Below are 21,727 nucleotides of genomic sequence, written 5' to 3' on the forward strand. Positions count from 1 at the left end.
CCCGCAATCCAGCCTACAGCCCCGATTTCAGGCTTCTTCCGGGTAGCGATACTCGAACACCCGCACCACTTCCGAGGCATGCCAGGATGCCGCCTCCATGCCATCCACCGGTCCGGAAAACCGCCCCAGGCGCTCGACGCACTCGAAGAACCCGGTGCGTGGCAGGCGACTGGCCCCCTGGCTGATCACCAGCGAGCTGCGCAGCGGCTGCTCGGCGCGGGCGTCGAGCGTCGCCAGGTACTCGAGGGCCGCCGTCAGGGTCTGCATGGCCGGGCTGGGCAATTGCAGACGCTCGAGCAGCGCACGGTAGGTGAGCAGGTGGCGTTGACGGCGGGCCAGGTCGAGCTCGGTCAGCAGGCTCTGCCACTGCTGACGGCTGATCCTGACCTGGCTCATGACGGCTCGCTCCAGCCGGCCACGCCCAGGTGCCAGGCCAGGCTGCGCAGGATCGCAGCGTCCGGGCGGCGCTCCCCGGACTCGATCATCGCCAGGTAGGCCGGGCTGATGCCGACACTGCGTGCCAGTTGCTCCGGGGCCAGGCCCTTGGCCTGACGCAAGGACGCCAGCTGGTCCAGGGAGGACTGGCTGGCGCTCGGTTGAGTGCTCTCGTTGTGACTGACTGAGTCGGGAGCTACGGCCGGCGCCTGGCCTGCGGCCGCCAGCAACTTCTGATATTGCTCCCAGGGAACCACTGCGTACTCGGGCTGACCGTCCCGGCTGATGACCTGAATACCCATACAACCCCCTTGACGTTGGATTACGGCATGTAATCCGTAGGCATAACCCTTATGCCAATTATATTACCAACCTCGGGGGTCTGTGCGGAATCAGCTGCCAGGACGCTCAAGGCGCAGGGCCTCGGGAGTATCAGGCAGGCGCTCGACCACCCGCAGCCGTTCCGGCGACTGGGCATCGCGCCAGGCCTTGAAACGGCCCAGCTCATCGGCCACGGTCTTGAGCACCCAGCCCAGCACGGCGATGTCATCGAGCAGGCCGACACCCAGCAACCAGTCGGGGATGGCGTCCAGGGGGCTGACGAAATACAGCAGCCCGGCAACGATGGTCACCAGCGCCCTGGGGCTGACGGCGCGGTACTCGCCACGCCACCAGGCCAGGCACAGCGCCTGCATCAGGCGCAGGTCCTCGCGTAATTGGCCCAGCTTCGGCCCCTTGCGGGCCACCGCGAACAACAGGGCCGGCAGCCGGCCACGACTGAGCAGGCGCTCGGCCAAGGGCAGGAAGCGGGCGAAATTCCAGGGTGCGCTCATGGGACCTCCAGAGGAGCAGGGGTTATCCACATTTATTGTGGATAACCTTGTGAACAGGGCGACATTGGCGCCGCGTGGTGCCCGCCGGGCAAGGGCCAGGTACGAATCGGGCGTTTTTTACACAACCGTTTCAATCGCGCAAACGTTTTGCGACACCGGCACCCGTGTCTGCGCGGCTACTGCTTGCGACAGTGAATGACGCCGACGGTTCGCGTCAAGCCGGACTGAAAACGACGACGCCCCGTCGAAACGGGGCGTCTTCTTGCAACGGGCCGGGTATTACTTGGCCGGTGCCTGGTCGGCCTTGGCCGGATCCTTGATGGCAATCAGTTCCAGGTCGAAGACCAGGACCGAGTTGGCCGGGATCAGCGGGCTCGGGCTCTGGGCGCCATAGGCCAGCTCAGCCGGGATGTACAGCTTGTACTTCTCGCCGACGTGCATCAGTTGCAGACCTTCGACCCAGCCCGGGATCACGCCGCTGACCGGCAGGTCGATCGGGCTGCCGCGCTCGACGGAGCTGTCGAAGACCTTGCCGTCGGTCAGCTTGCCTTCGTAGTGGACGGTGACCACGTCGGTCGGCTTGGGTTGCGGGCCGTCGGCCTTCTTGACCACTTCATACTGCAGGCCCGAAGCGGTGGTGATCACGCCAGGCTTCTTGGCGTTTTCCTCAAGGAATTTCTTGCCGGCGGCGGCAGCTTCCTCGCTGGCCTTGGCCAGGCGTTCTTCGGCGCGCTTCTGCAAGGCGGTGAAGGCTTCGACCAGCTCTTCGTCCTTGATGCGCTGCTCTTTCTTGCCTACCGCGTCCTCGATGCCCTGGGCGACGGCTTTCGAGTCCAGGTCGTCCATGCCTTCCTGGGCCAGGCTCTTGCCCATGTTCAGGCCGATACCGTAGGAGGCCTTCTGTGCCGGAGTCTTCAGCTCGACGCTGCTGGTCTGGGCGTCGCAGCCCGCGAGGACCAGGCCTACCAGGGCAACCGCGGCCGCCAAACGATGCTGTTTCATGTAATTTCCTTGTTCATGCGCCATGAGGGCAATCAGGGTAAAGCCGCGAGCTTAGCAGGCGGCCGCGACCAATGGCTACCGGCATAAGAGCGGGTTGCGCGCAGGAAGTTCCTGGGTGAAAGGTTGTTCATCCTCGGCGCTTGAAGCCAATGGCCAGTATTGACGGTTCAAAGGCGTGTTGCCGGAAGAATTTCATACAACCCGCTGCTCTTCCTCTCGCAGCGTCAGCACCTCGAATCCGCTCTCGGTCACCGCCACCGTGTGTTCCCACTGCGCCGACAGGCTGTGGTCGCGGGTGATCACCGTCCAGCCATCGCGCAACCCGCGCGTGCCGCGCCCGCCCTGGTTGATCATCGGCTCGATGGTGAACACCATCCCCGCTTGCAGCGGCATGCCCAGGCCGCGCTGGCCGTAGTGCAGCACCTCCGGCGCCTCGTGCATCTGCCGGCCGATGCCGTGCCCGCAGTACTCGCGCACCACGCTGTAGCCGGCGGCCTCGGCGTGGGCCTGGATGGCATGGCCAATATCGCCGAGCGTCGCGCCGGGGCGCACCTGCTCGATGCCCTTCCACAAGGCGGCATAGGTGGTGTCGACCAGGCGCCTGGCCTCGTCGCCGATCTGGCCGATGCAGTACATCTTCGACGAGTCGGCAATGTAGCCGCCCTGCTCCAGGGTGATGTCGACGTTGACGATCGAGCCTTCCTTGAGCACCTCGTCGACCTTGGGCATGCCATGGCAGACCACATGGTCCACCGAGGTGTTCAGCGAATAGGGGAAACCGTATTGGCCCTTGCTCGCCGGCCGGGCCTTGAGGGTTTCGACGATGAAGGCCTCGGCGCGGTCGTTGATCTGCATCGTGGTCACCCCGGGGCGAATGAAACCGTCGAGGTCGGCGAACACCCGGGCGAGCAGTTGGCCGGCGTTGCGCATCAGCTTGAGCTCGGCGGCGTCCTTGAGGATGACCTTGCTCATTGCAGCAACTCCTTGAGGTTGGCCTGTTCCTGGCGCAGCAACTGGCGCAGCAGTTCCTGGTAGGTCGCTTGCGGGTGCAGCTCGGCCAGCATGCCGATGCGGATCCAGTGCTCGGCCTGGGCGTTGATCGAACGCGACAGCGCGGCGCTGGCCACGCGCAGGTCTTCGTGGAGGTCGTCGGAGATCTTGACGATGCCCATGGTGCAGTTACTCGCATATATAAAACGTATGTGAATCATATACTCATCCAATTGCATGTGCCATCCGCTGGTGCGTGGCTCCCCGTATCGGTGCACGCCCATCGCGGGGCAAGCCCGCGCCCACGCGTGCTCACCTGCGGGGCGTGGGAGCGGGCTTGCCCCGCGATGACATGGCCCGGGATTTGCTGCCCCATATGGCATCGAGACCATCAACGCCGATGGTCCCCTCCCATCACGACGAAGGCGCCGTGTTGCCCCGCTTGCCATTTGCAGGCCGGGCAGCCGGCGCCTTTGTCGTTTCATCAGCAGGAGATTGCCGATGAGCGACAGCCAAGTGCGCAGTGTGTGCCCGTATTGCGGGGTCGGCTGCGGCATCGTCATGCACGTGAGCGATGGCAAGGTGGTCAAGGTCAGTGGCGACAAGCAGCACCCGAGCAACTTCGGCCGCCTGTGCACCAAGGGCCAGAGTGCCCATGTGCCGCTGCAGGCCGGGCGCATGGCCCACGCCTTCGTGCGCGACCAGCGCAACCAGCAGCCGGCGCGCCGCAGCCTGGACACGGCCATCAGCGAAACCGCCGCGCGGTTGCGCGCGATCATCGACATCCATGGCGCGGATGCCGTGGCCTTGTACGTGTCCGGGCAGATGTCGCTGGAAGCCCAGTACCTGGCCAACAAACTGGCCAAGGGCTTCATCCGCACCCGCCATATCGAGTCCAACTCACGGCTGTGCATGGCCAGTGCCGGCAGCGGCTACAAACAGTCGCTGGGCGCCGACGGACCGCCGGGCAGCTACCAGGATTTCGAGCGTGCCGAGGTGTTCCTGGTGATCGGCGCGAACATGGCCGACTGCCACCCGATCCTGTTCCTGCGCCTGCTGGACCGGCTCAAGGCCGGGGCCAGGCTGATCGTCGTCGACCCCCGACGCAGCGCCACCGCCGACAAGGCCGACCTGTTCCTGCAACTGCGTCCGGGCACCGACCTGGCGTTGCTCAATGGCCTTCTCTATCTGCTGCATGCCAACGGCCACACCGACGCGGATTTCATCGCCCGCCATACCGAGGGCTGGGAGGACCTGCCGGCGTTTCTTGCGGACTACACCCCGGAGCGGGTCGCGGCCATCACCGGGTTGGACGAGGCCGACATCCGCGCAGCCGCCCGCCTGATCGGCGAGGCCGACGAATGGATGAGCTGCTGGACCATGGGCCTGAACCAGAGCATCCACGGTACCTGGCACAGCAATGCCCTGTGCAACCTGCACCTGGCCACCGGCGCCATCTGCCGCCCCGGCAGCGGGCCGTTCTCGCTGACCGGCCAGCCCAACGCAATGGGCGGCCGCGAGATGGGCTACATGGGGCCGGGCCTGCCGGGCCAACGCTCGGCACAGGTGGCGGCGCACCGCGCCTTCGTCGAGCGGCAATGGCAGCTGGCGCCCGGCACGTTGCGCAGCGAGGGCGGCGAAGGCACCGTGGCGCTGTTCGAACAGCTCAAGAGCGGCGAGGTGAAGGCCTGCTGGATCATCTGCAGCAACCCGGTGGCCAGCGTCGCCAACCGCCAGCAGGTGATCGACGGCCTGAACCAGGCGCAACTGGTGATCAGCCAGGACGCCTTCCTCGACACCGAGACCAACCGCTACGCCGACATTCTCCTGCCGGCGGCGCTGTGGGCCGAGGGTGAAGGGGTGATGATCAACAGCGAGCGCAACCTGACCCTGATGCCCCGCGCCGTCGAGCCACCCGGCGAAAGCCTGGAAGACTGGCGCCTGATCGCGCGCATCGCTTGTGCCCTGGGCTACGCGCATGCCTTCGACTACCCCGACGCCGAGGCGGTGTTCGATGAGATCCGCCACTTCCATAACCCGGACACCGGCTACGACCTGCGCGGCATCGACTATGCCGGACTGCGCGCCAGCCCCCGGCAGTGGCCCTGCGCGCCGGGGCGCGAGGATGACCGCAGCCCGCTGCGCTATCGCAACGACGAACACGGCCAGCCAGCGGCACTGGCCTTTCCGACCGTCAGCGGCAAGGCGCGTTTTCATGCGCGGCCCTGGCTGGCGCCCGCCGAGCTGCCGGACGACGCCTACCCCTTTGTCCTCAACACCGGCCGCGTGCAACACCAGTGGCACACCCTGACCAAGACCGGCAAGGTCCCGAGCCTGAACCGGCTCGAGCCCGGCCCCTTTGTCGAGATCCACCCCGACGATGCCCGGCGCCTGGGCATCCGCGACAAGGACCAGGTGGCAATCCGTTCACGCCGTGGCCAGGCGCTGCTGCCGGCCCGTCTCAGCAACCGGGTGCTGCCTGGTGGCTGCTTCGCGCCGTTCCACTGGAATGACCTGTACGGCGAGCAGTTGGCGATCAACGCGCTGACCAGCGACGCCGTCGACCCCACCTCGCTGCAACCGGCCTTCAAGTACTGCGCCGTGACCCTCGAACGGGTCGCGGGCGAACGCATCGAGGCCCTCGACCTGAACGTCGCCATTCCTTCGGAGCCCGTCACCATGCCGACCGCCACCCTCGCCCGCCTGCTGGGCCTGGAGACACAGCCTGCCCCGGTGCTTGCCGAGGAGGAGCGGCATTACCTGCAAGGTTTCCTGCTCGGCCTGCAACAGGCGCGGGCCGAAGGCGTGCCAAGCCTGCCGGCTAACGCACCGCTGGCGCCGCCCCGACGCCTGTTCGTCGATGGTCTGCTGGCGGGGCTGTTCGCCCAGCCTCAGGCACAGGCAGGATTACCTTGCCATCGCGTGCTGTGGGCCTCGCAGACCGGCAACGGCGAGGCGCTGGCCGAGCGCTGCGCTAAACGCCTGCGCGAGGCAGGGCTGAAGGTGGAGCTCAGCAGCATGGAAGGTGTCAGCCCGGCGCAACTGCGCGGCTGCGCCAGCGTACTGCTGATTGCCAGCACCTTCGGCGACGGCGACGCCCCGGACAGTGGCGCCTCGTTCTGGCAGGCCCTGCAGGGCGCGGGCGACGTCGATTGCGTCAAGCTGCCCTATGCGGTACTGGCCCTGGGCGACTCCAGCTACGACCAGTTCTGCGGCTTCGGTCGCAAGCTCGACCAGCGCCTGGCGGAACTGGGCGGCCAACGCCTGCTGGAGCGGGTCGACTGCGAGCCGGATTTCGATGCCGCATTCAGTGCGTGGCTCGAGGCCCTGCTGGCGGCCCTCGGCACAAACACCCCCGCGACATCGGCACCAGCAACCGCCGAATCTCACGGCAGGCACCAGCCATGGCCTGCGCGCCTGGTGCAGAACCGCCTGCTCAACGGCCCCGGCTCGACCAAGGAAACCCGCCAACTGGTGTTCGACCTCACGAGTAGCGGCCTGGACTATCAGCCCGGTGATGCCCTGGGCGTGTGGCCGCGCAACTGCCCGGCGCTGGTCCAGGAGCTGCTCAGCCTGATGCAACTCGATGGCCAGGCCGTGGTCGAGCTTGAAGGTCAGACGCCGATGCCCCTGAGCCTGGCGCTGGAACGGCATCTGGAGATTGCCCGTGTCACGCCACGACAGCTCGAAGCGCTCAGCGAAAACGCACCCTCTCTGCAACAGTTGTTGCAGCCTGAGTGCAAGACCGCGCTCAAGGACTGGCTATGGGGCCGGCAACTGGCCGATGTGCTGCGCGAGTTTCCCCGGCAATGGCCACTGAGCCGTTGGCTGACCTTGCTCAAGCCCTTGCAGCCGCGGCTGTACTCGATCAGCTCAAGCCCCAAGGCGCATCCCGGGCAGGTGCACCTGACGGTGTCCACAGTGCGCTACGGTGAACGCAAGGGGGTCTGCTCGGCCTTTCTCGCCGACCGTGCTGCGGACGTCGAAGTGGCCATCTTTGCCCAACCATCCAGACACTTCCGCCTGCCCGACGACGACGGCACGCCCATCGTAATGATCGGCCCCGGCACCGGCATCGCGCCCTTCCGGGCGTTTCTCGAAGAACGCCGGGAACGCGCTGCGTCTGGCCGCAACTGGCTGTTCTTCGGCGAGCAGCACGAGGAGCACGACTTCTACTATCGCGAGCAGTTGCTGGCTTGGGAAGCACAGGGCCATGTGCGCCTGAGCACCGCGTTCTCCCGCGACCAGCCGCAGAAGATCTATGTGCAGCAACGCCTGCTGGAACAGGGCGCCGAGCTGTGGCGCTGGCTGCAGGATGGCGCGCATGTGTATGTCTGTGGCGATGCCCAGCGCATGGCCCGGGATGTGGATGCGGCCTTGCGACAGGTGGTGGCGCGGCACGGCGGCCTGGACGAGACCGCGGCAGCGGCCTATGTCGAAGGTTTGGGACGGGACAAGCGCTACCGGCGGGATGTGTATTGATGCACCACGGTGGTGAGGGCTGCACCCTGCTTGTGCGGCCGCACCACCTGGCCAGCACACGCACAAAGCTGCAACCCTTGTGGGAGCGGGCTTGCCCCGCGATGACCGGAAGCCTGGCACACTCCCTGCTTCACCCAATGCACAACAGCCCCAACGACCAACGGCGGTCAACAGGGGCCTCACACTGATGAGTACAGGCAAAGGCGCCTGGAGCTTCGGCTCCAGGCGCCTTTTTCGTTTTCCGTGATCGAGGATCGGCTATGCAGGCAACAGCGAACGAGGCACAACGAGCACGACTGGTCATCGTCGGCAATGGCATGGTCGGCCATCACTGCGTCGAGCAGTTGATCGAACGCGGCGCCACGGCACACTTCGAGCTGCATGTGTTCGGCGAGGAGCGCCAGCGCGCCTACGACCGGGTGCACCTGTCGGAGTACTTCACTGGCAGTTGCGCCGAGACCCTGGCCCTGTGCGCCCCGGACTACTACAGCCGCCACGGCGTGCACCTGCACCTGGGCGAAGCGGTGCTGGACATCGATCGCGAGCGCCAGGAACTGCTCACCGCCGAGGGGCGCCTGGGCTACGACCAGTTGATCCTGGCCACCGGCTCCTACCCGTTCGTGCCGCCGATCGAAGGCTCCAGCGGCAATGCGCGCCTGGTCTACCGCACCCTCGAGGACCTCGACGCGATACGCGCCGCCGCCGCGGATGCCCGGCGTGGCGTGGTGGTCGGTGGCGGCCTGCTCGGCCTCGAGGCGGCCAACGCCCTCAAGTCCCTGGGCCTGGAGGCGCATGTGGTGGAATTCGCCCCACGCCTGATGCCGGTACAGCTGGACAGCGAAGGCGGCGCGGCGCTCAAGGCACGGATCGAGGCCCTCGGCGTGGGCGTGCACCTGTCCCGCGCGACCCAGTCGATCAGCGCTGGCGAGCAGTACCGCTACCGGATGAACTTCGACGGTGGCGAACACCTGGAGACCGATCTGATCGTCTTTTCCGCCGGCATTCGCCCACAGGACGCCCTGGGCCGGGCCTGTGGCCTGGAGATCGCCGCGCGCGGAGGTGTTGTGATCGACAACCAGTGCAAGACCAGTGATCCGCGGATCTTCGCCATCGGCGAGTGCGCGTCGTGGAATGGCAGCGTGTTCGGCCTGGTCGCCCCCGGCTACGCCATGGCGCGCAACCTGGCCGCGCGGCTGCTGGGCGAGGCGGCAGACGACTTCACCGGCGCCGACATGTCGACCAAGCTCAAGCTGCTGGGCGTGGATGTCGGCTCGATCGGCGATGCCCACGGCGCCACGCCCGGCGCACGCAGCTACCGCTTCATCGACGAGGCCAACAGCGCCTACCGCCGGCTGGTGGTGGATGCCAGCGGCAAGCAGGTGCTCGGCGCGGTGCTGGTGGGCGACAACAGCTACTACGACACCTTGCTGCAGTATGCCCAGAATGGCATCGCCCTGCCGGCCGACCCGGCCGCGCTGATCCTGCCGCAAGGCGGTGGCGCGCCGGCCCTGGGCGCCGATGCGCTGCCCGACAGCGCGACCATCTGCTCCTGCCACAACGTCAGCAAGGGTGCGGTGTGCGCCGCCATCGACAGTGGTTGCGCCGACCTTGCCGCCGTCAAGGGCTGTACCAAGGCCGCCAGCGGCTGTGGTGGCTGCGCAGCCCTGCTCAAGCAGGTGTTCGAACACGAACTGACCGCCCGTGGCGTGACGGTAGACAAGAGCCTGTGCGAGCACTTCGCCTACACCCGCCAGGAACTCTACGCATTGGTGCGGGTGGAGGGCATCCGCACCTTCAGCGAGCTGCTCGAACGCCATGGCAAGGGCCACGTGGGTTGCGACATCTGCAAGCCGGCGGTAGGCAACATCCTCGCCTCGTGCTGGAACCAGCCGATCATGGACCCGGCGCTGGTGCCGCTGCAGGACACCAACGACACCTTCATGGCCAACATGCAGAAAAACGGCACCTACTCGGTGGTGCCGCGCATTCCCGGCGGCGAAATCACCCCGCAAAAGCTGATCGTGATCGGCCAGGTGGCGCAGAAATACGACCTCTACACCAAGATCACCGGCGGCCAGCGCATCGACCTGTTCGGCGCCCAGCTGCATGAACTGCCGCTGATCTGGGGCGAGCTGATCGCCGCCGGTTTCGAGACCGGGCACGCCTACGGCAAGTCGACGCGCACGGTGAAATCCTGTGTCGGCAGCACCTGGTGCCGCTATGGCGTGCAGGACAGCGTGGCCATGGCGCTGCGCCTGGAGGATCGCTACAAGGGCCTGCGCTCACCGCACAAGCTCAAGTTCGCGGTGTCCGGCTGCACCCGCGAATGCGCCGAGGCGCAAAGCAAGGACATCGGCGTGATCGCCACCGACAAGGGCTGGAACCTGTACGTGTGCGGCAACGGCGGCATGCGCCCGCGCCACGCCGAACTGTTCGCCACCGACCTCGACGACGAGACCCTGGTACGGTTGATCGACCGCGTGCTGATGTTCTACATCCGCACCGCCGACAAGCTGCAACGCACCTCGGTGTGGCGCGAGGGCCTCGAAGGCGGGCTCGACTACCTCAGGCAGGTGGTGATCGACGACAGCCTGGGCCTGGCCGCCGAACTCGAGGCACAGATGCAGCTGGTGGTCGACCGCTACGAGTGCGAGTGGGCCAACGCCCTGGGCGATCCGGAAAAGCTCAAGCGCTTCCGCACCTTCGTCAACGACCAGCGCGCCGATCCGGATGTGCACTTCGTGCGCGAGCGTGGACAGCGCCGGCCGGCTGCGCCGCTTCAGCTGATTCCCACCCACGAGGAGGCAATGTGATGAACCTGTCCAACACGGCTGTAGCAAGTGAAACCCGCTGGCAGGCGGTGTGCCTGGCCAGCGACCTGGTCGCCGACTCCGGGGTGGTGGTGTGGCATGAGGGCGAACAGGTGGCGTTGTTCTACCTGCCGGGACAAGGGCAGGAGCTGTACGCCGTCGGTAACCGCGACCCGCGTTCGGGCGCGAACATCATCGGGCGTGGGCTGGTGGGCAGCCTGGGAGCAACCGTGGTGGTAGCGGCACCGCTGTACAAGCAACATTTCTGCCTGCAAAACGGTAACTGCCTGGAAGATCCGACACAGCGCTTGCCGGTGTGGCCGGTGCGTATCCGTGGGATGACGGTCGAACTGGGACAGAGATTCAGATAACGATCAGCCTGCCGGGGCATGCCCCCGGCCAGTGCCCGGCTCTTGCCGCGGGTAATCAGTTCAGCCGCAAACCTGCCTTGATGGCTTCCCAATGGGCCAGATCAACCGCCTCCAGTGGTGTTTCCTTGCTATAGCTGACTGCCACGAAACGGGCCTGCCCGCTTGGCGCGTAGGCCAACTGACGCTGGTACGAGACCACTTCGCCGCGCTTGAATTGCAGGCTGACTTCCAGGCCGTGGATGCCGCGATCGACGCCTGCGCTGACCGGCTGTGGTTCGCTGATGACCGCCCCCAGGCGCTCACGCAACTGCGCCAGTTGCTGCTGGTAAAGCGCCTCCAGCGTCTGCCCGGCCGCCAGCGGACTGCGGGCGATCACCAGGGTGGTGCCACGCTGACGGAAGGTCAGCATGTTCATGGTGGTGTCTTCGGGCGTTTCATCGCCCAGTTCAAGGACCAGGTCCTGGGTCAGGTAGGCGGCCATAGCGCTGCTCCATGCATCGAAGCGGCACACGCTAAAGGTTCGGGGCTTCGCCTGCAAGGGAGGAACCGCCGCCCAGTGACGAAGATCACCCAGACGTTGCAGGTCTGGCCCGCACGGATACACTGCCGGGCATGAACCTCGATACCCGCATCAAGTTCCGGCACCTGCTGTGCTTCCTGGAGATTGCCCGGCAGGGCAGCCTGGCCAGGGCCGCCGACGTGCTTGCGATCAGCCAGCCGGCGATCTCCAAGACCCTCAAGGAACTGGAGGAGCTGCTCGAGGCACGCCTGTTCGAGCGCGGCCACAACGGCGTGACCCTGACCCCGGCCGGCACGCGCTTCATGCGCTACGCCGGCCCCAGCGTGCAGGCGTTGCGCGACGGGGTCGGCAGTGTCCGCGGCGAGGCGCGGGCGCCGTCGCAGGTGCGCATCGGCGTGCTGTCGACGGTCGAAGGGCTGCTGATGCCCGAGGTGCTGTGCCGCCTGCACCAACGTCACGAGGCGTTGCTGATCAGCGTGGTGACCGGGGCCAGCGCCCAGTTGCTCGGCCAGTTGCACCTGGGGGAGCTGGAACTGGTGGTCGGGCGGATGACCGACAGCCCGCAGATCCAGGGGCTGTCGTTCGAGCACCTGTACAGCGAGTCGATGACCCTGGTGGTGCGGCCCGGGCATCCACTGCTGGCGCAGCAGCCCGTCGAGCGCAGGCAGGTCGGTGATTATCCGCTGGTGCTGCCGCCACCGGGGACGACCATTCGCCAGCATGCCGACAGCCTGTTCGTGCAATGCGCGATCCCGCTGCCGGCACAGCGCCTGGAAACCTTGTCGCTGGCCCTGAGCAGGCGCTATGTGCTGGGCAGCGAGGCGGTCTGGGTGGCGCCACGGGACGCCGTGCTGATCGACTTCGGGCGTGGTGAGTTGGCCGAACTCGACCTCGGTGTGCGCGAACCGGGCGGGTCGGTGGGCATCTGCCGCAATGCGGCCCTGCCCCAGAGCCTGCCGGCGCAATGGGTGTGCGAGGTGCTCCGCGAGGTGGCCGAGGCCTATCGACTCGGGACCTATCCCTGACAACCCGGCAGGCATCTTCCTATACAATCCCCGCCAGTTCCCCGCGCCTCCAGGACCCCTTTCATGGACGAAACCGCGCAGCACTGGCTGCATGCCCTCTCCGCCCCCATGGCCGCCCTCAACGGCGCCAGCTACACCGCCCCCGACTATTTCGAGGGCGAAGACCAGACCGACCTCGAGCGCTGGTGGGGCATCAGCAACCGCGCCCAGTTGCTGGACATGCTCAGCATGGCCGACAACGGCCACGCCACCGAGATGAGCGAGGCCTACTGGCAATACCAGCGCTGCCTGCCCAGCCAGTGGCAAGCCCTGCTCGACACCCTGTCTCCACGCGAGCGCATCCGCCACGAATACGCCGCCCGCACCTTCCCCGACTGTGGCCCGGGCGGCACCCGGGCCTGGGACCTGGGGCGCATGGGTTTCCTGTTGCGTGCCGGCGTCAAGAAAGGCCTGATCGAACGCGACGAGAGCCTCTACCTGCACTACCGCCTGGCCCTGCGCGCCCGCCATTACTACAACCGCTGGGACGGCTACCTGGCCGGCTACCTGTTCGGCAAGGCGCTGTGGAATGCCAGCGACAGCAGCGACGAGACCCTGGCCGCCAACCTCGAGCGCCAGGGCTGCGAGCACTGGAATCGCTGCATCGTGCTCAACCTGCGCCTCGGCGCCCATGACCTGCTGGCCGGGCTGCCCTGGGACATGCCCCTGCCCGAGCCCGCACGGCCCACCACGCTGGAAGAGGACTGCTGGTCATGAGTTGCTGGATTCGCCTGGGGATCGAACCGACCCAGGACCTGGACACCATCCGCCTGGCCTATCGCGGCCGCCTGCCCTCGCACCACCCAGAAACCGACCCCGAAGGTTTCCAGGCACTGCGGGCAGCCTACGAGGAAGCCCTGCGCCTGGCCCGCGAGCAGGCGCCCAGCGAGGCTGAGCCAACACTCGAAGAGAATGCCCCCCATCCAGCACTCAAGCAGTTCCACACCCTGCTTGAGGAGCCGTCCCTGCGCTTCGACCCACAAGCCTGGCAGCGCTTTATCGCCGAACTGGACGAGTTGCCGCTGGACGAACTGGACGACCTCGGCTGGCAACTGCTGCACACCCTGCGCGACTGCGGACCGCTGTCCCACCACTGCGCGGGCCTGCTGGCCCGGCGCCTGGGCTGGGCCGAACAGCTGCTGCGCCTGGACGACCGCCACGAAGTGGAAGCTTTCCTCGACCGCCTGGAAGAACCCGACCCCTTCGATACCGCCTGCATGCGCGACTGGCCGGCCAGCGCACAGATGGAAAGCCTGTGGTATTTCCGCAGCCTTGAATACTGCTACCAGCAGCGCCCACTGTTCGAGTACGAGCAGTTCGCCGGCGTGCATACCTGCCTGGCCATGCCGGATGACCCGGCCCTGGTGCAACGCCTGCTGGTGCAGTTCAGCCAGGCCGGCATCCCCAGCCGGACCTTCCACGACCTGCTCCAGGCGCGCCAGCAACAGGCCCCGGACGATGCCGACCTGCTCTACCTGCTGGCCCGCCAGGCCGATGCCCTGGGCGCCGAGCAACAGGCCCTGGACTGCTGGCTGCGACTGTACCGCGAACACCAGCACCCCCAGGCCGAACGCTGGCTGATCGACCTCTGCGCCCGTCACCAGCCCCAGCGCCTGCCGTTGCTGATCCAGGCCTTCGACCGCCTGCACACCCCGGCCGGCTGGCCCGCCGAGCTGGACGACCCCGCGCAGAACTGGGGCAGCCCCGGGCAATCCCCGCAGACCCTGGCGCGCTGGTCCGAAGCCTCGCGCCTGGAACTGCAAGGCATCGCCGCGACCTTTGTCGACTGGCGGCTGGACGGCGACGACGAACTGCCGCTGCTCGCCTGGCTGTTGCAGGACCCGCAGGACCACGACCTGCACCGCCTGTACTGGCAGGCCTGGGCGCTGCAACGCGGGGAAGCCGGTCTGCTGCGCCAGGTTCTCGCCCAGCCCCTCGCCGAAGATGCCCTCGACGCGCTGATCCTCGAAGGCTTCCAGCGCCAGGCCAGCCAGCAACTGCACTGGCTTGAACAGGCCCCGGTGGTCAAGGTGCTGGTGGACTTCTGCGCCAGCGACGACCCGGTAGCGGCCCTGCCCGAGGCCTTGACCGAGGACGCCATTCGCCCGGTCTCTCGCGAATGGCTGCGGCGCATGCGGGTCTACCCGGCCCATGCCCTGCCTGCCCTGAATGTGCGCTTCGACATGCGCCGCCTGTTCACCACGCCGTTCGCGCTGCAGTTGCAGGGCAACCTCGCCGAAGCAGGGGTACTGCTGCCGGCGATGCCCGAGGGTGACGCGCTGTGGAACTGGCATCGCCAGCAATTGTTCATGCTCGCCCTGCTGGAGCAGCCGTCACGCTGGCTGACCCTGATCGACCCGGCCCTGCCGAGCCAGCTGCACTACCCGGCCGGGCATCCGTTCGCCCCGCTGCACGCCCTGCTCTGCCAGTTGCTGCCCAGCCCCGACGGCAGCAGTGGCCTGCTCGGCAGCCTGGACACCCGCGACCCTGTACAGGCGGTGGTTTCAGCGCGGTTGCTGACCCTGCATCAAGCCCTGAACAGCACACGTCTACCGGATGCAGCGCAATTGCTGGCCTGCCTGGAGCATGACGATGGCAGCCTGGGCAACGACCATCCTCTGGGTTATCTGCTGTTTTGCGCCGTGCTGCACCATGACCGCTCCCTGGACACCGAGCAGCGTGAACGTCTGCGCCAGCGCCTGGAAGCGCTGGCCCCGCAGGACGAATGGTTCGAGGCGCTGCGCAACGGCTTGCTGCAAGGCAAGACCAAGCATCCACCGGCCGAACTCGCCCATGCCCACGGCGTCGACAGCCGTGCGCTCAATGACGTGCTCGACGCCCTGGACAGCCTGTACAACGATTGCGCGCCGCCGAAGCTGCGCGCCCTGCGCGCCTTGCAGAAGATCAAGGACGACCCGCAGCAGGACCCGGGCCTGCGTTGTGCAATCATGGCCGTGCTGTCGTGGAGCGAGCGCATGCTGCGCAATGCCCTGCAGCACCCTCCGGCGAAATTCTGGGCCGTATGGAAGCTCAATAGCCGCCTGAACCGCTCAGGATTCGCCTTGAACCTGGCCGCCGCCGCCCTCTGCGCCAGCATGATGCTCACACTGCCGGTGATGATGCTGGTCACGGTGCTGTTGTTGATCAGCGCCTTCCTCAGGCGCCTGCGCGACCTTGGCCAGGGTATCCCGGCGCTGATCCTGCTGCTCGTGCTGAGCAGGGTGTTGCCGGTATTGCCGCTGTTGCTGCTGGGGCTGCCCGGTGACCGGCTGCCGAACCGCTACGGCTCGCAACCGGGCCAGCAGGCGCTGCTCGATGACAGCCTGCAGGCTACCCTGCGGCGCCTGAACGGTCAGTAGCGCAGCTCGTCGAGCGCCTGGCTCAACGCCTGGCGCTCACGGCTGATCTCACCGGCCTGCTGCCCGGCGAGCACGGCGTTGAAGGCGTCCAGCCAGTTGCCGATCAGCTCGCGCTCGTCGCCCAGACTCTGCATCCAGGCCCGCTCCAGGCGGGCCAGCAGGGTCCGGTTGGGCAGCGTGTCGCGCGGGTGGATCTTCAGCCGCGTCAGGCGCTCCTCGCTGGCCAGGCGCGCCTCGGCATCCAGCCCGGCGGGGCTGCGGTCGATGCTGTGGCTGTGCTTCTGGCCGCTTTCGAGGAAGGTCACATCCACTTCCAGCAGACCGTTGATGTCGTAGCTGAAACGCACGTCCAGCGACTGGATCTCGCCGGTCGACTGCAAGGGGATCTCGAAACTGTCCACCAGGATGTTGTCGCGCACCCACGGCCGCTCGCCCTGGTACACGGCGATGCGCACGAACTTCTGCTCCGGGTGGCTGCTGTAGAAGCGCTGCACCTTCGAGGTGGGGATCACCGTGTTGCGCTCGATGATCGGCGAGAACGCGCCGGTGACGTCCTCGCCCCGGGACGAGGCCACACCGAGGGTGTAGGGGCAGACATCGGTCAGGATCAATTCGTCGATGGCCGCGTCGCGGGCCTTGCAGGCGGCCTGGCTAGCCGCGCCGAGGGCGACAATGGTGTCCGGGTCAAGGTGCCGGTACGGCAGGCGGCCGAACAGCTTGGCCACCAGTTGCTGCACCTGCGGCATGCGCGTGGCGCCGCCTACCAGCACCAGGCTGTCCAGCTCGCGTGGGCTCAGCCGGGCATCGCGCAGGGCCTGCTCGATGGGCGCACGCACCCGGGTCAGCAAAGGCGCCCAGATCGCCTGCAGCTTGAGGTCGTCCAACCGCCACTCGCGGGGCTGCACGCCATCGTGCCAGTCCAGCACGCGGCTGCCCTCGCCCGCCTCGCGCTTGAGCTGTTCGATGGCGTCATGCAGGCTGGCCAGGGCCTGGGGGGCCAGCTCCTCGACCTTGAGGTTCCAGTCGCGCAGGCAGGCCTGCAACAACGCTTCGGTGAAATCCTCGCCGCCCAGGTAATTGTCACCGGTGGAGGCATGCACCTCGATCAGCGGCAAGGCGTACTCCAGCACGGTGACATCGAAGGTGCCGCCGCCCAGGTCGAACACCAGGGTGCGCTCGAACTTCTGCTCGTGCAGGCCATAGGCCATGGCCGCGGCGGTCGGCTCGTTGATCAGCCGCTGGACCTTCAGCCCGGCCAATTCAGCCGCGAACACCGTGCGCTTGCGCTGCTCGTCGCTGAAATACGCCGGTACCGAAATCACCGCCTCGTTGACCGCGCAGCCCAGGTACGCCTCGGCATCCTGTTTCAACGCACCCAGCACCAGTGCAGACAATTCTTCAGGCGTGAATCGATGCTCCCCCAGCGTGTAGCGCTTGTCGCTACCCATGAAGCGCTTGAACGCCGCCGCGGAGCGCTCGGGGTGCGTGGTCAATCGCGCCCGGGCGGCCTGGCCGACCAGGATCGAGCCGTCGTCATCGACACTGACCACCGAAGGGGTGAGCACTTCACCCACGGCATTAGGGATCAGCCGGGCTTCACCGCCCTGCCAGACGGCAATCAGGCTGTTGGTGGTGCCGAGGTCGATACCGAGCAGTGGCGTGGAATGGGTGGGGGCGTTGGAGAGGCTGGCATCCTGCATGATCGGTCTCTGGCTTGCGATAGGAACCGACGCGGGGCCTGCTGGCCACATGCGGCGGACAGGGGCATTCTGGCGCAATGCCAGAAACAAAAAAAGCGACCCTAAGGTCGCTTTCTCTGTTGCTTCCGGGTGTTCAGTGGGCCCTGGAAGCTAAATATGGCGCGGCGGACGGGACTCGAACCCGCGACCCCCGGCGTGACAGGCCGGTATTCTAACCGACTGAACTACCGCCGCGCTATACATCGAGTGGTGGGTGATGACGGGATCGAACCGCCGACCCTCTGCTTGTAAGGCAGATGCTCTCCCGGCTGAGCTAATCACCCTTCGTCTCGGTGTGGCGCGCATTCTACGGAGGACCTCCTACCCTGGCAAGCACTTTTTTCAAAATTTCTGAAAAAAATTTCCAGGCCTTTCAAAGACCTAGCCGCGCCGCGATTTTCTTCCTCTATATAAGACTGCTGGCCCTCTGACAGGGCTGGCCTGGAACCGCCGCTCGGAGAATAATGCCCGCCTTATGTATTAAGGAGAGATTCCCCCTCATGTGGTTCAAGAACCTGCTGTCCTATCGCCTGACCCAGGAAGTACCGTTCGAGGCCGAGGCCCTGGAGGCCGCCCTGGCCAGCAAGCCGGCCCGCCCCTGCGCCAGCCAGGAACTGACCACCTACGGTTTCGTCGCGCCGTTCGGCAAGGGCGAGGATGCCCCCCTGGTCCACGTCAGTGGCGAGTTCATGCTGATCGCCGCCCGTAAGGAAGAACGCATCCTGCCCAGCAGCGTGGTCAACGACGCGGTCAAGGAGAAGGTCGAGGAGATCGAGACCGAGCAGATGCGCAAGGTCTATAAAAAGGAACGCGACCAGATCAAGGACGAGATCATCCAGGCCTTCCTGCCGCGTGCCTTCATCCGCCGCTCGATGATCTTCGCCGCCATCGCCCCGCGCCTGGGCATGATCCTGGTCAACTCGGCCAGCGCCAAGCGCGCTGAAGACCTGCTGTCGACCCTGCGTGAAGTGATCGGCTCGCTGCCGGTGCGCCCGGCCACCGTGAAGATCGCGCCGAGCGCGACCATGACCGACTGGGTCAAGTCGCAAAAGGCCGCCGAGGGCTTCTTTGTCCTCGACGAGTGCGAACTGCGCGACACCGCCGAGGACGGCGGCATCGTGCGCTGCAAGCGCCAGGACCTGACCAGCGAGGAAATCCAGCTGCACCTGAGCACTGGCAAGCTGGTCACCCAGCTGGCCCTGGCCTGGCAGGACAAGCTGTCGTTCGTGCTCGACGACAAGATGGTGATCAAGCGCCTGAAGTTCGAGGAACTGCTGCAGGAGCAGGCCGAGCAGGATGGCGGCGACGAGGCCCAGCAACAGTTCGACGCCAGCTTCCAGCTGATGATGATGACCTTCACCGAGTTCCTGCCAGTGCTGTTCGAAGCCCTGGGCGGCGAAGAGATCCCGCAGGGGGTCTGAGGGTCAGGCCGGCGCGGCCCAGCGGCGCCGGCTGAACTTCAGGCGCACCCGCAATCGCCGGTGCGCCTCACGATCCAGTGCGTCCCTGGGGATGCACTGGCTCTGGCTGAACCTGTGCCCCTTGGGCACGAACCGCAGTACCACCAGGTTGGGCAGTGCGACGCTGTCCCTGCACAGGCGCGCCAACTGCCAGCCCCGCGCGCGGCTATATAGAAGCCAACCACGTGGGTCACGGCGCAGGCCGGTGATGGCCTCGGGGTGTATCAGCAGGATTCGCCGGGGAATGGCCCAGCAGGCGTGGGCAAGACAGGCGACGACCAGCAGGCCGCGCAGCCAACCGGGCAGCGCCATCAGCGCGAGGGTGAGCAGTGCCAGCGCCAGGCTGGCGAGGTAGGCCGTCAGCAGCAGGCGCGAGCCTTGCCAACGGCACTCGAAGCATTCACTTGGGCTGGACACGGTCCAGGATGATGCGAACCATGCGCTGCAGCTCCGGGTCTTCGGACTCGCTGCGTTCCATGAACCAGCCGAACATGTCCTGATCCTCGCAGGTCAGCAGGCGACGATACAGCTCGCGGTCGGCTTCGCTCAGGCTCGGGTAGACCTCCTGGGTGAAAGGTACCAGCAGCACGTCCAGTTCCAGCATGCCGCGGCGGCTGTGCCAGAAAAGCCGGTTGAGTTCAGTTTGTTCGACCATGGGGCCCTCCTCGAGTGGTCGCGCAGTATACCGTGCAGCGGACAAAGCGGCACAAGGCGTTGGTCTAGTCACCTACCTATTTTGTTACCGGCGTTCTATGATGGCCGCCAGTCTTTAGCTACCGCGATGACCCATGGCCGATTCCGCTTTCTTCTGTACCCTCTCCCATGAGGGCATCCTCGCCGTCCGCGGCTCCGACGCCGGCAAGTTCCTGCAAGGTCAGCTGACCTGCAACATCAGTTACCTCAGCGACGAGCACGCGAGCCTTGGCGCCCGTTGCATGGTCAAGGGGCGCATGCAGTCGAGCTTCCGTATCCTGCCCGAGGGCAATGGCTACCTGCTGGCCATGGCCAGCGAACTGCTCGCGGCGCAGCTTGCCGACCTGAAGAAGTACGCGGTGTTCTCCAAGGCCACGCTGGTCGACGACAGCGCCGCCTGGACGCGCTTCGGCCTGCAGCAGGGCGACGCCGCCCTGCAGGCGCTGGGCCTGTCCGTGGCGGACGAGGCCGGCGCGACCGCCCGCCATGATGGGCTGATCGCCGTCCGCGCCTCGGCCGGCCGGGTCGAACTGTGGGCGCCTGCCGACCAGGCTGCCGCCATTGGTGAAAAACTCGCAGCCTTGCTGTCTGAGGGCACGCTCAACGACTGGCTGCTGGGCCAGGTCCGCGCCGGCATCGGCCAGGTCATGGGCCCGACCCGCGAGCTGTTCATCCCGCAGATGATCAACCTGCAGGCCGTCGATGGCGTGAGCTTCAAGAAAGGCTGCTACACCGGCCAGGAAATCGTCGCCCGCATGCAATACCTGGGCAAGCTCAAGCGCCGCCAATATCGCCTGGCGCTGGCCGAGACAGCGGTACCCCAGCCGGGCGCCGAGATCTTCTCGCCGACCCACGGCTCGTCGGTCGGCGAAGTGGTGATCGGGGCCAGCACCGGCAGCGCCGTCGAACTGCTGGCCGTGCTCAGCGCCGAGGCGGTGGCGGACGACAACCTGCACCTGGGCAGCCTGGAAGGCCCGCGCCTGACGCTGCTCGACCTGCCTTACGAACTGGACCGCGACCGGGAAATCCAGCGCTGACCAGCCCGCCCCGGCTTTATGCCGGGGCAGCACCACCTTTGCCGTAGAGAAGTCCATGAACAAGCTGGCCGAGAAGGTCCAAGCGCAACTGCTCGCCGCCATCGACCGGGACGACCTGGTCCTGCCGACGCTGCCGGAAGTCGCCCTGAGCATCCGCGAAGCCGCCGAAGACAGCGAGATCAGCGTTTCCGCCCTGAGCAAGGTGATCGGTCGCGACGCCGCGTTGTCGGCCCGCCTGATCAAGGTGGTCAACAGCCCGCTGATGCGCGCCGCCGTCGAAGTCACCGACCTGCACACCGCCATCACCCGCCTGGGCATCAACTACAGCTGCAACCTGGCCATCGGCCTGGTGATCGAGCAGATCTTCCATGCCCGCGCCCCGGCGGTGGAACACAAGCTGCGGGATATCTGGGCCAACAGCCTGGAAGTCGCAGGCATCAGCTATGAACTGTGCCGACGCTACACCCAGCTCAAGCCCGACCAGGCCACCCTCGGCGGCCTGGTGCACCAGATCGGCGCCCTGCCGGTGCTGATCTATGCCGAGGAGCACAACGAGCTGCTGTCCGACCCGATCTGCCTGCATTTCGTGATCGAGCAGATCCAACCGGTGCTGGGCGACAAGATCCTCAGCGCCTGGGAATTCCCCGAGCAGTTGGTCAATGTGCCCAGTCAGGTGCAGGACCTGGACCGGCGCACCGACCAGATCGACTACATCGACATCGTGCAGATCGCCCGCTGCATCAGCCAGCGCGAGCGCAGCCGGCCCCTGGCCGCCCTGCCCGCCTACCGCCACCTGGGGCTGCCCTATGGCACCGAGCTGGATATCGCCGAGCTGCTGGATGCGCGGAGCATGCTGCGCTGATCGAGCCCCGTCTGCGCCGCCCCCTTCGCGGGTAAACCCGCTCCCACAGTCACCAGCCTCCCTGTGGGAG

19 protein-coding genes and 2 tRNA genes are annotated in these 21,727 nt (G+C 66.5%); 9 read left to right on the plus strand and 12 right to left on the minus strand.

Annotated elements, in window-relative coordinates:
- Positions 1-27 precede the first annotated feature (27 nt).
- From NMG10_RS09015 to NMG10_RS09040, 6 genes are all read right to left on the minus strand, one after another.
- Positions 28-396: a hypothetical protein gene (locus tag NMG10_RS09015; protein ID WP_050703980.1), complete on the minus strand. Its 369-nt coding sequence runs from the start codon at positions 394-396 to the stop codon at positions 28-30.
- Entirely contained in the window at positions 393-737 is a 345-nt protein-coding gene (locus NMG10_RS09020) for a helix-turn-helix transcriptional regulator (RefSeq protein ID WP_203647798.1), read from the minus strand. The genes NMG10_RS09015 and NMG10_RS09020 overlap by 4 nt, the downstream gene beginning before the upstream one ends.
- A 90-nt stretch (positions 738-827) precedes the next feature.
- Positions 828-1,268: a YkvA family protein gene (locus tag NMG10_RS09025; protein ID WP_050703978.1), complete on the minus strand. Its 441-nt coding sequence runs from the start codon at positions 1,266-1,268 to the stop codon at positions 828-830.
- A 279-nt stretch (positions 1,269-1,547) separates the two neighbouring features.
- Positions 1,548-2,270: an FKBP-type peptidyl-prolyl cis-trans isomerase gene (locus NMG10_RS09030; protein ID WP_050703977.1), complete on the minus strand. Its 723-nt coding sequence runs from the start codon at positions 2,268-2,270 to the stop codon at positions 1,548-1,550.
- Between the two features lie 192 nt (positions 2,271-2,462).
- On the minus strand, positions 2,463-3,242 hold the full coding sequence (map, locus tag NMG10_RS09035; RefSeq protein WP_232855778.1) for a type I methionyl aminopeptidase: 780 nt from the start codon (positions 3,240-3,242) through the stop codon (positions 2,463-2,465).
- Positions 3,239-3,442 (minus strand): ParD-like family protein, encoded by a 204-nt coding sequence (locus NMG10_RS09040; RefSeq protein WP_050703975.1) that lies wholly within the window; start codon positions 3,440-3,442, stop codon positions 3,239-3,241. The genes map and NMG10_RS09040 overlap by 4 nt, the downstream gene beginning before the upstream one ends.
- A gap of 319 nt (positions 3,443-3,761) precedes the next feature.
- On the opposite strand from NMG10_RS09040, the gene NMG10_RS09045 reads away from it, so the two are divergent.
- The 3 genes from NMG10_RS09045 (at position 3,762) to nirD (ending at position 10,923) form a co-directional block, all read left to right on the plus strand.
- On the plus strand, positions 3,762-7,742 hold the full coding sequence (locus NMG10_RS09045; RefSeq protein WP_254464207.1) for a bifunctional nitrate reductase/sulfite reductase flavoprotein subunit alpha: 3,981 nt from the start codon (positions 3,762-3,764) through the stop codon (positions 7,740-7,742).
- Between the two features lie 260 nt (positions 7,743-8,002).
- On the plus strand, positions 8,003-10,555 hold the full coding sequence (gene nirB / locus NMG10_RS09050; protein ID WP_254464208.1) for a nitrite reductase large subunit NirB: 2,553 nt from the start codon (positions 8,003-8,005) through the stop codon (positions 10,553-10,555).
- Positions 10,555-10,923 (plus strand): nitrite reductase small subunit NirD, encoded by a 369-nt coding sequence (gene nirD / locus NMG10_RS09055; protein WP_254464209.1) that lies wholly within the window; start codon positions 10,555-10,557, stop codon positions 10,921-10,923. Before nirB ends, nirD begins: the two co-directional genes overlap by 1 nt.
- A gap of 55 nt (positions 10,924-10,978) precedes the next feature.
- On the opposite strand, the gene NMG10_RS09060 is transcribed toward nirD, so the two are convergent.
- The gene (locus tag NMG10_RS09060) at positions 10,979-11,404 is read right to left on the minus strand and encodes a DcrB-related protein (protein WP_203647804.1); all 426 of its coding nucleotides are present in this window, start codon (positions 11,402-11,404) and stop codon (positions 10,979-10,981) included.
- Positions 11,405-11,535: 131 nt separating this feature from the next.
- Between NMG10_RS09060 and pcaQ the strand changes: the two genes are divergently transcribed.
- The 3 genes from pcaQ to NMG10_RS09075 all read left to right on the plus strand — a co-directional run bounded on the left by pcaQ (position 11,536) and on the right by NMG10_RS09075 (position 15,866).
- Entirely contained in the window at positions 11,536-12,468 is a 933-nt protein-coding gene (gene pcaQ, locus NMG10_RS09065) for a pca operon transcription factor PcaQ (protein ID WP_232855774.1), read from the plus strand.
- Between the two features lie 63 nt (positions 12,469-12,531).
- Positions 12,532-13,224 (plus strand): DUF1266 domain-containing protein, encoded by a 693-nt coding sequence (locus NMG10_RS09070; RefSeq protein ID WP_203647806.1) that lies wholly within the window; start codon positions 12,532-12,534, stop codon positions 13,222-13,224.
- A complete protein-coding gene (locus tag NMG10_RS09075) occupies positions 13,221-15,866 on the plus strand; it encodes a DUF805 domain-containing protein (RefSeq protein ID WP_254464210.1) in 2,646 nt (881 codons plus the stop codon). Before NMG10_RS09070 ends, NMG10_RS09075 begins: the two co-directional genes overlap by 4 nt.
- On the opposite strand, the gene NMG10_RS09080 is transcribed toward NMG10_RS09075, so the two are convergent.
- The 3 genes from NMG10_RS09080 to NMG10_RS09090 all read right to left on the minus strand — a co-directional run bounded on the left by NMG10_RS09080 (position 15,860) and on the right by NMG10_RS09090 (position 17,889).
- Positions 15,860-17,566 (minus strand): molecular chaperone HscC, encoded by a 1,707-nt coding sequence (locus NMG10_RS09080; protein WP_254464211.1) that lies wholly within the window; start codon positions 17,564-17,566, stop codon positions 15,860-15,862. The genes NMG10_RS09075 and NMG10_RS09080 overlap by 7 nt on opposite strands.
- Positions 17,567-17,723: 157 nt before the next feature.
- Positions 17,724-17,800, minus strand: a tRNA-Asp gene (locus NMG10_RS09085).
- Positions 17,801-17,813: 13 nt separating this feature from the next.
- Positions 17,814-17,889: transfer RNA gene (locus NMG10_RS09090), tRNA-Val, on the minus strand.
- A 216-nt stretch (positions 17,890-18,105) separates the two neighbouring features.
- Here NMG10_RS09090 and rdgC point away from each other — a divergent pair.
- Positions 18,106-19,026 carry a recombination-associated protein RdgC gene (gene rdgC, locus NMG10_RS09095; protein ID WP_232855770.1) on the plus strand — a complete coding sequence of 307 codons (921 nt, stop codon included), beginning with the start codon at positions 18,106-18,108 and terminating at the stop codon, positions 19,024-19,026.
- A gap of 3 nt (positions 19,027-19,029) precedes the next feature.
- Here the strand turns inward: rdgC and NMG10_RS09100 are convergent, their stop codons facing one another.
- Complete coding sequence (locus NMG10_RS09100; protein ID WP_203647809.1) at positions 19,030-19,482, minus strand: protein YgfX; 453 nt, start codon at positions 19,480-19,482, stop codon at positions 19,030-19,032.
- Positions 19,466-19,720 carry a succinate dehydrogenase assembly factor 2 gene (locus NMG10_RS09105; protein WP_028690159.1) on the minus strand — a complete coding sequence of 85 codons (255 nt, stop codon included), beginning with the start codon at positions 19,718-19,720 and terminating at the stop codon, positions 19,466-19,468. The genes NMG10_RS09100 and NMG10_RS09105 overlap by 17 nt, the downstream gene beginning before the upstream one ends.
- Positions 19,721-19,853: 133 nt before the next feature.
- Here NMG10_RS09105 and NMG10_RS09110 point away from each other — a divergent pair, with 133 nt between their 5' ends.
- Positions 19,854-20,795: a folate-binding protein YgfZ gene (locus NMG10_RS09110; RefSeq protein ID WP_254464212.1), complete on the plus strand. Its 942-nt coding sequence runs from the start codon at positions 19,854-19,856 to the stop codon at positions 20,793-20,795.
- Between the two features lie 55 nt (positions 20,796-20,850).
- Positions 20,851-21,657, plus strand: a complete 807-nt coding sequence (locus NMG10_RS09115) for an HDOD domain-containing protein (protein ID WP_050703963.1) — start codon at positions 20,851-20,853, stop codon at positions 21,655-21,657.
- Positions 21,658-21,727 lie beyond the last annotated feature (70 nt).

The organism is Pseudomonas sp. DVZ6, assembly GCF_024259445.1.
GTDB lineage: Bacteria > Pseudomonadota > Gammaproteobacteria > Pseudomonadales > Pseudomonadaceae > Aquipseudomonas > Aquipseudomonas peradeniyensis.